The organism is Dysgonomonas sp. UBA7630 (genome assembly GCF_002483985.1).
Classification (GTDB): Bacteria; Bacteroidota; Bacteroidia; order Bacteroidales; family Dysgonomonadaceae; genus Dysgonomonas.
Genome location: NZ_DLIY01000004.1, coordinates 168,936 through 182,517 on the forward strand (window position 1 = coordinate 168,936; position 13,582 = coordinate 182,517).

The 13,582-nt window shown below is 40.7% G+C and carries 11 protein-coding genes; 6 read left to right on the forward strand and 5 right to left on the reverse strand.

What is annotated here, in order from left to right; all coding sequences use genetic code 11:
- Positions 1–170 precede the first annotated feature (170 nt).
- From lon to B3P17_RS02410, 6 genes are all read left to right on the forward strand, one after another.
- The gene (gene lon, locus B3P17_RS02385) at positions 171–2,660 is read left to right on the forward strand and encodes an endopeptidase La (RefSeq protein ID WP_252638555.1); all 2,490 of its coding nucleotides are present in this window, start codon (positions 171–173) and stop codon (positions 2,658–2,660) included.
- 150 nt (positions 2,661–2,810) lie between these two features.
- Entirely contained in the window at positions 2,811–3,365 is a 555-nt protein-coding gene (locus B3P17_RS02390) for a DUF4199 domain-containing protein (protein WP_135104769.1), read from the forward strand.
- Between the two features lie 7 nt (positions 3,366–3,372).
- Entirely contained in the window at positions 3,373–4,323 is a 951-nt protein-coding gene (locus tag B3P17_RS02395; RefSeq protein ID WP_252638554.1) for a glycosyltransferase family 2 protein, read from the forward strand.
- An 85-nt stretch (positions 4,324–4,408) separates the two neighbouring features.
- Entirely contained in the window at positions 4,409–4,927 is a 519-nt protein-coding gene (locus tag B3P17_RS02400) for a nitroreductase family protein (protein WP_252638553.1), read from the forward strand.
- Positions 4,918–5,502: a manganese efflux pump MntP family protein gene (locus tag B3P17_RS02405; RefSeq protein WP_252638552.1), complete on the forward strand. Its 585-nt coding sequence runs from the start codon at positions 4,918–4,920 to the stop codon at positions 5,500–5,502. Before B3P17_RS02400 ends, B3P17_RS02405 begins: the two co-directional genes overlap by 10 nt.
- A 128-nt stretch (positions 5,503–5,630) precedes the next feature.
- The gene (locus tag B3P17_RS02410) at positions 5,631–5,882 is read left to right on the forward strand and encodes a DUF4834 family protein (RefSeq protein WP_252638551.1); all 252 of its coding nucleotides are present in this window, start codon (positions 5,631–5,633) and stop codon (positions 5,880–5,882) included.
- 193 nt (positions 5,883–6,075) lie between these two features.
- On the opposite strand, the gene asnS is transcribed toward B3P17_RS02410, so the two are convergent.
- The 5 genes from asnS to recN form a co-directional block, all read right to left on the reverse strand.
- Complete coding sequence (asnS, locus tag B3P17_RS02415; RefSeq protein WP_252638550.1) at positions 6,076–7,476, reverse strand: asparagine--tRNA ligase; 1,401 nt, start codon at positions 7,474–7,476, stop codon at positions 6,076–6,078.
- Between the two features lie 99 nt (positions 7,477–7,575).
- Entirely contained in the window at positions 7,576–9,021 is a 1,446-nt protein-coding gene (locus B3P17_RS02420) for a pseudouridine synthase (RefSeq protein ID WP_135104763.1), read from the reverse strand.
- Positions 9,022–9,098: 77 nt separating this feature from the next.
- Positions 9,099–10,442 (reverse strand): adenylosuccinate lyase, encoded by a 1,344-nt coding sequence (gene purB / locus B3P17_RS02425; protein WP_135104762.1) that lies wholly within the window; start codon positions 10,440–10,442, stop codon positions 9,099–9,101.
- Positions 10,443–10,777: 335 nt separating this feature from the next.
- A complete protein-coding gene (locus B3P17_RS02430) occupies positions 10,778–11,881 on the reverse strand; it encodes a DegT/DnrJ/EryC1/StrS family aminotransferase (RefSeq protein ID WP_252638549.1) in 1,104 nt (367 codons plus the stop codon).
- Positions 11,882–11,886: 5 nt separating this feature from the next.
- A complete protein-coding gene (recN, locus tag B3P17_RS02435; RefSeq protein ID WP_291103129.1) occupies positions 11,887–13,551 on the reverse strand; it encodes a DNA repair protein RecN in 1,665 nt (554 codons plus the stop codon).
- Positions 13,552–13,582: the final 31 nt, after the last annotated feature.

The following is a 13,582-nucleotide window of genomic DNA, read 5'->3' on the forward strand; positions in this document are numbered from 1 at the left end:
ATCAATGTATAATTTCTTATTACATGTATTATACTATCACTCATTCAAAAAATCTATAACCATTTATGGCATAAATTTTGTTATATATGTAAGCAAAGTTAGTTATTATTCCATATTTTTATCTGCTTCTTGTAAAAAGGAGCATAAAAACAAAAACAAGGATTATAAATATGTTTAGTAAAAAGAAAGATTTTCTCAGTCTCGAAGAAAACAATGGACCGGTTATATCGATCATAGCTAATGACTTCGATGATGGAGATTGCTATATAAATGAAAACGACCTGAAAGAAGAAATCGCGATTCTTCCGCTAAGAAACACGATTATTTTTCCCGGGACGAGCATGCCGATATCCGTTGCACGAAAAAAATCGTTGAAGCTGATAAAAAGTGTAAGCCGTCTGAAAGGGAAATACGTGGGGCTTGTCTGCCAAAAAGACGCAGACAACGAAGAACCCGAAATCAACGACCTGTATTCAATAGGCGTTATTGGCGAAATTATACGTGTAATCGAGCTTCCGGACGATGAGAACGTGACTGTCATCTTTCAAGGAAAAAAACGTTTTCGCCTGACAGAACTGACACAAACCGAACCGTTCCTTAAAGGAAGATACGAAATCAAGGAAAGTGTTCCTGTTCTCAAGACAGACACAGAATACAAAGCACTGTTAGATTCTATTCGCGACCAGATGATACTCATGCTGCGTATGTATGGCGAACCACCAAAGGAATTCATACAGCGAATAAAGTCGGATACTGTATCTTCGGTATTGGTAAATTACTGTTGTGCAAATCTGCCTGTTTCGGGATCGGAGAAGCAAGCTCTCTTGGAAATAGACGACGAAAAAGAACGTGCTTACCGCCTGTTGGTTATCCTCAATCGTGAAACTCAGATGATGGAGATGAAGCTCAACATCCAAATGAAAACGCGTGAAGAGCTCAACCAACAACAAAAAGAATACTTCCTTCAACAACAGATAAAAACAATTCAGGACGAATTGGGCGGAAGCCCTCAACAAGCCGACCTCGAGGAGTTTAAACAGAGAGCAGCAAAGAAGAAGTGGGGTAAAGATGTAGCCGCTATTTTCGAAAAAGAAATAACAAAGCTCGAACGCCTGCATCCGCAGTCGCCCGACTACTCTACTCAATATACATATATAGAAACCATACTCGACTTGCCTTGGGGCGAGTACACGAAGGACAATTTCAATCTGAAAAATGCTCAGAAGGTGCTCGATCAAGATCACTTTGGTTTGGAGAAAGTAAAAGAGCGTATTATTGAGCATCTAGCCGTACTGAAACTGAAAGGTGACCTCAAATCGCCGATCATTTGTCTTTATGGCCCTCCGGGAGTAGGGAAAACATCCTTAGGTAAATCTGTAGCAAAAGCACTCAACCGCAACTATGTGAGAGTGTCTTTGGGAGGATTGCACGACGAGTCGGAAATACGAGGACACCGCCGTACATATATAGGCGCGATGCCGGGACGTATTATTCAGAATATACTCAAATCCGGTTCTTCAAATCCTGTGTTTGTGCTGGATGAAATCGATAAAATAGGTAGTGATTTTAAAGGTGATCCGTCTTCTGCACTGTTGGAAGTACTTGACCCTGAACAAAATTCAACATTCCACGACAATTACCTGAATATCGATTACGATTTATCGAAAGTAATGTTCCTTGCTACAGCAAACAACCTATCGACCATCTCTCAGCCATTGCTCGACCGTATGGAACTGATAGACGTGAGCGGGTACATTATAGAAGAGAAAATAGAAATAGCTCGCCGTCACCTGATACCTAAACAATTGGAAAATCACGGACTGACAAAAGACGCTATCGATATTCCGAAAAAAACAATAGAAAAAATTGTAGAAAACTATACCCGCGAATCGGGAGTACGTGAACTGGACAAGAAGATCGCCAAGATTATGCGTAAACTCGCTCGTAAGGTAGCTTCTGACGATGAATACAAGAAAGTGATCGATCCGGATGATTTGCAAGAGTATCTGGGTGCAGTAGAATATACCCGTGATCAATATCAGGGTAACGAATATGCGGGAGTCGTTACAGGCTTGGCGTGGACTTCGGTAGGTGGAGAAATTCTGTTTATAGAAACATCGCTAAACAAAGGCAAGGGCGGCAAACTAACCCTTACAGGAAATCTGGGTGATGTGATGAAAGAATCGGCCATACTTGCACTCCAATATCTACAGTCGCACGGACAGCAATTGCTCGGTATCGACGAAAAGGTATTCGACAACTGGAATGTACATGTACACGTTCCCGAAGGAGCTATTCCGAAAGATGGGCCGTCGGCAGGTATAACAATGGTTACATCGCTGGCTTCGGCTTTTACCCAACGCAAGGTTAGACCAAATCTGGCAATGACCGGAGAAATAACTCTGCGTGGAAAAGTTCTTCCCGTCGGAGGCATCCGTGAAAAGATACTGGCTGCAAAACGTGCCGGAATAAAAGAGATTATCCTTTGCAAAGAAAACAAAAAGAATATAGACGAAATCAAACCTCTATATCTCAAAGGATTGACTTTCCACTATGTAGACGACATAAAGGAAGTTCTCGATATAGCTTTGCTAAAAGAGAAGGTGAAACACCCTTTAGACTTAACCATAAAAGAAGAAAAAGAGAACAAAGGGAACTAATAGGTAAAGAAATTTCTGAATACATAAAGAGGCTGTCTAATTTTTTGGATAGCCTCTTTGCATAATCCACTACCCTCTTACTTATTTCTTGGTAATTGTTTATGGGGCTGCTTTATAGAATCTGATAATTTTCTTACATTTGTATCACTTATGGCAAAAAATCAACGTTTAGGCGAAAGCTTCTCTATAATCAACAGATATGCTATGTTTTATGGTCTGTTGCTCGGATTGTTCTGGGTTATCAGATACATATTTCTAATTGTAGCAGGCATAGGTGTATCAGACAGGTTTGCATTCATATTTTATCTACTCAACATTGTCACATTGTTGGTAGTGTATATTTTCTATTACAGGTTTAAGACTTCCGACCCCGACAATCCGCAAAGCGCATGGCATTGCATCGCCTTTACCGTATTGATGTGCTTTTACGCCTCTTTTCTCGAAGGTGTAATCATGTTTGCTCACTATCAGTTTATCGACCCGGCATTCTTTAGCCGCATGATAGAGCCGGTGATGAAAAGCATAGAAGTTGCCCCTATAATAAAAGTACCTGAGGCCGACTACGAACGGGCAAAAGACATTATGAGAGTAATATTTTCCAACAAACTGACATATATCGTAATGGAATTTATAAAGAACATATTCTTAGGATTTTTCCTTAGCTTTGTTCTCAATTTTGTAGTCAAAATAAAAAAGAATAACTAAGGCATCTATGGATATATCTGTTGTTATACCTTTATATAATGAAGAAGAATCGCTAAGCGAACTCCATGCGTGGATAAAAAGGGTTATGAATGAGAACGGCTTCTCGTACGAGATCATTTTTGTTGACGATGGCAGTAAAGACCGTTCGTGGGAAATAATATCTGATTTGAAAAAATCGGACGAAAATGTAAAAGCAATCCGATTCAGACGCAACTATGGCAAATCTCCTGCCTTGCATTGCGCTTTCGGACGTACAACCGGCGATGTTGTGATCACGATGGATGCGGACTTGCAAGACAGTCCCGACGAAATACCGGAACTCTACAAGATGATAAAGGAAGACAAGTATGATCTTGTTTCGGGATGGAAAAAGAAACGTTACGATCCACTGTCGAAAACATTGCCTACAAAGCTATTTAATGCTACAGCCAGAAAAGTTTCGGGAGTGAAGCTCCACGACTTCAACTGTGGGCTGAAGGCCTATCGCAAAGATGTGGTGAAAAGCATAGAGATATATAACGATATGCACCGTTATATACCATACCTTGCAAAAATAGCAGGGTTTACAAAAATTACAGAAAAAGAAGTACACCATCAAGCCCGTAAATATGGTAAAAGCAAATTTGCCGGATTCAGCCGTTTTGTAAACGGTTATCTCGATTTGCTAACTCTTTGGTTTTTATCGGTATTTGGACGAAAACCAATGCACTTTTTTGGACTGTGGGGTACTGTCATGTTCTTTATCGGATTCATAGCTGCTGTTATTTTAGGTTGCAGCAAATTGTATGCTATGAGCAAAGGGATAGCACACCCGTTGGTGACTAGTTCACCGTATTTTTTCATTGCCCTGACAATGATGATACTGGGAACACAGCTTTTTCTTGCGGGATTTCTGGGAGAGATTATCTCACGCAGTTCGAGCGAAAGGAACAATTATAAAGTAGAAGAAGAATTATAAGTAAGTCTGAATATCAGCCTATAGCTGTATCCTTTTCATTCCATTAAGAACAAAAGGCATCAGTTAAGACTACTACATAAAGCTAATGCGACTAAAAAATCTTATTGAAAACCGCTATTCGGTTAGGGCTTACATGCCTCAACCTGTAGAAGCGGAAAAAGTGAATTACATTCTTGATTGTGCACGCCTGGCACCGTCAGCTTGTAACTACCAGCCTTGGGTATTCTATGTTGTTACCAACAAGGATGCAATAGAAAAAATACAAGAATCGTACAACAGAGAGTGGTTCAAATCGGCACCTATGCATATAATCGTTTGCAAGGATTCTGAGCAATCGTGGAAAAGAAAAAACACTGACAATAAAGACTTTGGTGATGTAGACGCAGCCATTGCTGCCGAGCATATATGCCTCGCAGCGGCCGAAATCGGCTTGGGAACGTGTTGGGTTTGTAACTTCGACCCTCACATTCTGTGTAAGGCTCTCGATATACCGGCTCATCTGGAAGCCATAGCCATATTCCCCCTCGGATATGTTGACGAACAAAAAAGCATTTGCCCAAACAAAACCCGTAAGGAACTGAACGAGATTACCAAATGGATATAATCCAAATTATTATACTAGCAATAGGCCTGTCGATGGACAGCCTCGTTATAGCACTTACCAGTGGGGCTATAATAAAAAATCACGATACGATCAACATCCTGAAGATAGCGGGTATGCTCGCATTTATGCAAATGAGCCTCACTGTGTTCGGATGGTTTATAGGCTCCACATTTGCTGAATATATCGACGAGTACGATCATTGGCTGGCATTTATCATTCTCTTTTTCTTAGGCACAAGGGTAATATACTCGAGCATCAAAAACGAAGGAGAAAGCAAGCCATTCAATCCGCTTAATTTCAAAACCATGTTTAGTCTGGGCGTTGCAACCAGTATCGATGCCACAGCCGTAGGGCTATCCATGTCGCTGATCAATATAAACATATTCCTTCCGGCTATAGTAATCGGTGTGGTTACAATGCTTGTAGCTTCGTTTGGTGTGATATCGGGAAGCAAAGTCGGGCAACGGTACAATCTTAGAATAAATATCATAGGAGGCATTATCCTCATCATTATCGGGTGCAGTATACTTATGCAGCATACAGTTTTTCATCACGAAGGCTGGGCTTTCATCTGATATTGTTTACAATGCTAAAGTCTTGTTAAATAAATAAAACTATTACATCTAAAGGCTTATATACGTGTTATCTTTAGTAATGCAAATATTATATTTGCTTTGGTTATAATTTATAAAACTAAAAACAAATGACACTTATATTCTTTCTGATATTTTCCATCGCTATTTTAGGGATAATGTTTGTCTTTTCTCTGATCAGGGGAGTAGCGTCTTTTATATTCGGAAGACCATCGTCTTCTCCTTTTTCGGGACAAAGGACCAATAATACTTATTCATCGAATAATAACGAGCAATACAATCACGCATCAAAAAACGATCAACGCAAAGTCTTTTCGAAGAACGAAGGCGAATATGTAAAGTTTGAAGAGATAAAAGAATAGGAAAAAGTAAACATAAACAAAAAGCAGAAAGTCGAATGATTTTCTGCTTTTTTTGCTTGAATATTTTATTTTTTGTTCTTTTACTTTGATATTAATCCCTACTTATATTAAGTAGTCAATAATAATTAGTGTAACTTAAATAAAAAGAGCAGCAAAATATTTTGCTGCTCTTTTATATACTTGATTGCCTGATTTAAAACTCGGCATTGTTTGGTGTACGAGGGAAAGGAATCACATCACGGATATTCGCCATACCTGTAATAAAGAGGATAAGACGTTCAAATCCTAATCCGAAACCGGCATGAGGTGCTGTTCCGAATTTACGTGTTTCGAGGTACCACCAGATAGGGTCTGTATTCATTCCCAGTTCCTTGGTACGGGTAATAAGTTTATCATAATCAGCTTCACGCTCCGAACCTCCGATGATTTCTCCAATCTTAGGGAAAAGGACATCCATGCCACGAACAGTTTTGCCATCTTCGTTCTGTTTCATATAGAAAGACTTGATCTCCTTTGGATAGTCGGTCAGGATAACAGGACGTTTGAAGTGCTTTTCTACCAAATAACGTTCGTGTTCCGATTGCAAGTCGGCTCCCCAATAAACAGGGAATTCGAACTTGTGTCCGCTCTTCTCCAGTATCTCTACCCCTTCGGTATACGTAAGGCGTACAAAGTCGTTAGCTGTAACAAAGTTCAGACGGTCTATCAATTCTTTATCAAAATGCTCGCTCAGGAATTCAAGATCATCCTTACAATTTTCCAACGCATAACGTATCAGATATTTTAGGAAGTCTTCCGCCAAGTCCATATTGTCGTGGATATCATAGAACGCTACTTCGGGCTCTATCATCCAAAATTCGGCAAGATGTCGAGGAGTATTTGAATTCTCGGCACGGAATGTCGGGCCAAATGTATAAATAGCACCAAGAGCCATTGCTCCAAGTTCACCTTCGAGCTGTCCCGATACGGTAAGGTTGGTCTGGCGTCCGAAGAAATCTTCAGCATAGTCTACCTGTCCTTTATCGTTGCGTGGAACATTATTAAAGTCGAGTGTAGTTACCTGAAACATAGATCCTGCACCTTCTGCATCCGAAGCAGTTACAATAGGTGTATGGAAATAGAAAAATCCATTATCGTTGAAATATTTATGGATGGCATAAGCCATATGGTGACGTATACGGAATATTGCACCGAAAGTATTTGTACGAGGGCGCAGATAAGCAATCTCTCTCAAAAACTCGAGTGAGTGCCCTTTCTTTTGCAACGGATAAGTTTCAGGGTCTGCTGTTCCGTAAATCTCTACAGAATCTGCCTGAATTTCCATTGTTTGTCCCTTACCCTGCGATTCTACCAACTTTCCGATAACATGGATACATGCTCCGGTACTTACAGGTTTGAAGAACGTCTCTCCAAATTTTTCCACATCGGCTACGATCTGAAGATTATGAATTGTAGAGCCATCGTTCAGGTGAATAAAATTCACATATTTATTACCACGAATAGTTCTTACCCATCCTTTTACGGCGACTGTAGCCCCAAATTCTTTCTCTTTTCGGAGCAGATCTACAATTTTTGTTCTACGAATACTTTCCATCTTTGTAATGTGTATTAAATCTTCAATTTGTCTATTTTGAACAAACTTGGCATAATGCCTTTTTCAGGTTATGCCAAGTCTTCATTTAATATAATTATTTTATTCAAAGGCTCCCATACGAAGCATGTTCACTTCTTTTTCGGTCAGATAACGCCATTTGCTTCTCGGTATGTTTTTCTTTGTCAATCCGGCAAAGTATACACGGTCGAGTTTCACTACCTGATAACCTAACTTTTCGAATATGCGACGAACAATTCGGTTACGTCCCGAGTGTATTTCAATACCCACTACATTCAGTACATCTTCTGCCTGATATGCAATTGAGTCGGCATGTATCTCTCCATCGTCCAGCTCTACTCCGTCGGCTATAGCCTGCATATCTTCGATAGCTACGTCACGGTCGAGAGTAACCTGATAGATTTTCTTTTTCTTAAACTTAGGATGCATCAGTTTAGACGCAAGGTCTCCGTCGTTTGTCAACAATAAAACACCTGTTGTGTTTCTATCGAGACGACCAACCGGATAGATACGTTCCGGGCAGGCATTTTTCACCAAGTCCATCACAGTAAGACGGTTTTGCGGATCATCTGATGTTGTCACACAATTTTTCGGTTTGTTGAGCAATACGTATACTTTACTTTCCAAGCGTACCGGTTGATCGTGGAATGTAACCAAGTCTCCACGTGTAACTTTTGCTCCCAATTGATCTACTACCTCACCGTTTACCTTCACTACACCCGATGTGATAAACGCATCAGCTTCGCGACGAGAACATACTCCGGCATTAGCCAGATATTTGTTCAAACGTAAAGGTGTACTTGGATCTATATTTTCTTTGTACTTTACAGGCTTAACAAGTCTTTTAACTCCTTCGGCTGCTTTATTATAGCCACTGCCACCACGGTTAGCACCACCATAACTGCTACCGCCGCTGCGATTACCGCCGCCATAGCTACCGCCACCGCCACGATTGCCACCGCCATAGCTACCACCTCCGGTACGATTGCCGCCGCCATAACTGCTGCCTCCGGTACGATTACCGCCACCATAGCTGCTGCCTCCGGTGCGATTACCACCACCATAGCTACCGCCACCACTACTGTAGTTGCCACCGCTACGGTTACCGCTATTGTAATTACCGCCACGATTGCCCGAGTCATAGTTACCGCCACGGTTGCCACCGCTGCTATAGTTACCACCGCTACGGTTACCGCTATTGTAATTACCTCCGCGATTACCAGAATCGTAGTTACCGCCACGACTACCTGAATAACCACCGCCGTCTCTGTCTCTATTATCGGAATAACCGCCACCGCTATATGATCGACGTTCTTCGTTTCCTCTATCGTAAGAAGAGCCTTGTCTGTCGCCACCAGCCTTATACGGATTTCGTTCTTTTCCACGGTCAGGGCTATCGTAAGATTGTTTGCGTAGATCGCCTACACGAGCTCGCTTCTTCTTTACAGGATCATTTCCATTTGATTTGTTTTCTGATGAAGAGTAACCATCCCGGCCGTCTCTATCATTTCCATTTTCTGTCACCATTTGATTTTTTTCTTGTTTAATTATATTACATTCATTTTTTTCAAAACAACCTCACGGTTATTATACAACGTAAAAATTTATACACCAGTGTAAGTATGAGGTGTAATTTTTCTCAGTTCATCTTTCACAGCATCACTGACATTCAGCTCATCGATGAATTCTGCAATTGATTCTGCTGTAATTGCATTGTTCGTACGAGTAAGAGCCTTCAGTGCTTCATAAGGTTTCGGATATCCTTCACGACGAAGAATCGTTTGAATTCCTTCTGCTACAACTGCCCAGCAATTGTCCAGATCTCTATATAATGCTTCTTTATTCAATAATAATTTATCCAACCCTTTCAATGTGCTTTGAATAGCAATCACGATATGCCCCATCGGTATACCGATATTACGCAATACAGTAGAGTCTGTCAAGTCTCTTTGCAAGCGCGAAACAGGCAGTTTACCCGCCAAGTGCTCCAATATTGCATTTGCTATACCCAGGTTACCTTCTGCATTTTCAAAATCGATAGGGTTTACTTTGTGCGGCATTGCCGATGATCCTATTTCGCCCTCTTTGATCTTTTGCTTAAAATATTCCATCGAAATATATTGCCAAAAATCTCTGTTGAGGTCTATCATTATCGTATCGATGCGTTTCAAAGCATCAAACACCGCTGCCAAGTTGTCATAATTGGATATCTGTGTTGTCCACTCTTCTCTCACCAAGCCCAACTTTTCGGATACAAACTTGTTTCCAAAAGCTTTCCAGTCATATTCGGGATAGGCTACCGTGTGTGCGTTATAGTTTCCTGTAGCTCCTCCAAATTTAGCCGACAAAGGCACCGATCGGAGCAATTGCAACTGAGCCTGAAGGCGGCTGGCAAAAACCATAATCTCCTTACCCAAGCGTGTTGGTGATGCCGGTTGTCCGTGCGTTTTAGCCAGCATAGCTACGTCAGCCCAAGCCTCAGCCTGAGATGTGAGCTTCACGATCAACTCGTCGAGCAAAGGATAATACACGTCTGTCAAAGCATCTTTCAAAGATAATGGTACAGATGTATTATTTATATCCTGTGAGGTAAGTCCAAAGTGAATAAACTCTTTGTATTGTTCAAGCCCAAGCTCATCGAATTTCTCTTTTATAAAATATTCGACAGCTTTTACATCATGATTTGTTACTTTTTCAGTCTCTTTTACACGTGAAGCATCTTCTTCCGAAAAATTATCAACGATAGACTGCAGTTTAGGAAAAACTTCTTTATCTATATTTTTCAATTGAGGTAGCGGCAATTCGCATAGAGCTATAAAGTATTCTACTTCTACTCGCACGCGATACTTTACAAGGGCATACTCTGAAAAATAATCGGCTAGTTTCTCTGTCTTATTGCGATAACGACCATCTATTGGCGAAATGGCAGTTAAGGGAGTTAGTCTCATTTTATGTTATAAGTACTTATGTGTTTTTAATTAGTCTTTTCTTAAAAAATCTCTCTTTCAATATCACTACTTACTTTGAACTACAAATATACAACAAAATATAGTTCTAAAAGGTTTTTATAGACTGTAAATCATCGTTTTTTTTATCTTTTTAAGACAAAAAAAACAGTCTTGAAGTTCTTTACCTGAAGAGCATTTATAAAAACATTGTACCGCATTTCTTCCGAAATAAAAAATTCACTTCGAATTTCTCTATTTGCGTTTACAATTTTCTTTAAAACAAAAGATAAGCGAATACCACACACAGAAGATAAAAAAAACTAATAATCAAAGAATTAAAAACTATTTAAAGTTCCAACTATCTTTATCAATTCATCTTCTCGCAAAGACGGATAAAGCGGAAGACTTAATACCTCATCTTGCAGCAGTTCAGAAACAGGAAAATGCAAATGATTTAGTTCAGCATAAGCCGGCTGTTTGTGTATAGCATAAGGGTAATGTATTTGAGTCTGGATGGAGTTTTGCGATAAGTACTGTTGGAGTTCTTCACGATCTTTGCAACGCAACACAAACAAATGAAACACATGGCTATCCCAATCTCTTATTTCGGGCAAAATGAACCTGTCATTTTTTATGTTATCCAAGTAGAATTTTGCAATCTCCCGACGGCGTGAATTATCCGCATCCAAGTACTTTAATTTGACAGAAAGAATGGCGGCTTGCACTTCATCAAGGCGAGAGTTTAGTCCTTTGTAGCTATGTATATACTTTTCATCAGAACCGTAATTCGATAAACTATTCACCACCTCTGCCAATTGTGGATCGTCCGTTGTTACTGCTCCTGCATCACCCAACGAACCAAGATTTTTTACAGGATAAAAGCTAAATGCTGCTGCATCGCCAATACTGCCCGCTTTTTTGCCTTCATAAACGGCACCATGTGCTTGTGCAGCGTCTTCGATAAGCAGAAGATTATATTTGAGTGATAATTGCTTCAACTTATCCATATCCGCAACTTGCCCATATAGATGAACGGCAATTATAGCCCGGGTTTTATTTGTTATTTTTTCTTCTGCTGAAGCAGGATCGATATTGTATGTCACAAGGTCGCAATCTGCCAAAACAGGAACAAGCCCGCATTGCGAAACAGCTAAGGCAGTAGCTATAAATGTATTGGCTGGAAGAATTACCTCATCACCCTCCTTTATACGCCCCATCACCATATATCCCATCAGAATGAGACGCAGGGCATCAAGACCGTTGCCCACACCCACACAGTAAGAGACACCGCAATAAGAAGCAAATTGAGACTGAAAGGATTTATTCACCGCTCCTCGTATATACCAACCTGAATCTATAATATGAGCAGTTGCTTCTTTCAGTTCAGGTGCATAGCGTTCGTTTTCTCGTTTTAAGTTAAGGAATAAAATTTCGTTCATGTTGTCTAGACTTTTTTGCCCAACATTACTTTCGCATTTTGTATAGCCGCCTCTGTTACCGTAGAACCGCTCAGCATACGGGCTATTTCCGTTAAACGTTCTTCGTCGGACAAGCGCACCAAGTTTGTAGTTGTGGTATGTTCGTCATCCGATTTGTAAACCTTGTAATGTGCTTTCCCTTTGGCGGCGATCTGTGGCAAGTGTGTTATTGCTAGCACTTGCATATTCTTGCCAAACTCACGCATCACCTCTCCCATTTTGTCTGCTATTTCGCCCGAAACACCTGTATCTATTTCATCGAATATAATAGTAGGCAATGCGGTTGCACCTGCAATCATAGATTTGAGACAAAGCATCAGACGGGAAATTTCACCTCCCGAAGCTATCTCCGCAACAGGCTGTAGAGGTACATTTTTGTTTGCAGAGAACTGAAACAGTACACTGTCTGACCCATATATATTGGGATGTTTCTCTGTTATAATTTCACTCCTAAAACGAATATTAGGCATACCCAGATAAGCAACCCGATCGGTGAGATCTTTCTCGAAACTATCGGTTATCGACGTACGACTATCGGTCAACTGCTTAGCTAGAGCGAATACTTTTTCCGACTTTTCGTGGACTTCTTTTTCAAGAGCTTCCACTTGCTGATCGGATGATTCTATATTTTCTATCTTTTGTTTGAATTCTTCATACAAAGCCAACAACTCGGACACAGCATTTACATGATATTTCTTCTGCAAGGTGTAGATCAGATCGAGCCGTGATTCGATAAAAGCCAAACGCTCGGGGTTGAATTCCACATCGTTTGCGAGCTTATCCATTTCGGAGGCAAGGTCTTTAAGATCGATATACGCTATTTGCAGACGCTCGGATATTTCTTCCGAACGGACATATACCTTTGCCAACTGTTGAGACGTATTGAGTCCTTCTTTGAGACCCAGCACGATTCCCTTATCGTCGTCAGACAACAAAGAGTGTATCTTGAATATTGCCGACTTTATATCTTCGGCGTGAGTAAGTGTCTCCAGTTCGTTTTCCAATTCTTCCTGCTCCCCTTCCTGAAGAGCTGCCTCTGTGAGAGATTCGATCTGAAAACGAAGATAGTCTTCTTCCTCTTTACTTTTCCTCACGGCTTCACGAAGTTCTGCCAATGCCTTTTCCGATTGCTTGTATTGATGAAAGGCTTGTTGGTATTTGCTCAGCAAGTCTTTATTGCCTGCCAAGGCATCTACCACCTGCATTTGGAAGCGGGTGTCGGATAGCAACAAGTTCTGATGCTGCGAGTGTATATCGATCAACTGACCACCCAATTCTTTCAGATCAGTGAGTGAGACAGGCGAATCGTTGATGAACGCTCTTGATTTTCCTGTAGAGAGTATTTCCCTGCGGAGGATATAACTATCGGGATCGTACTCTATGCCTTTCTCTTCGCAAAAAGCTTTAAGATCGTATGCCGAAACATCGAACGATCCTTCGATAACACATTTACTCTCCCCCTGCTTGATAGCCTTCATATCGGCACGCTGCCCAAGGATAAGAGACAGTGCTCCCAGAATAATAGATTTTCCGGCTCCTGTTTCTCCGGTAATAACAGAAAAGCCAGGCTCGAAGTCAATTTCGAGACTGTCTATCAAAGCATAATTTTTTATGTATAGCGATCTTAGCATGGCTAATATATCATTTACTAAAGTTGACATT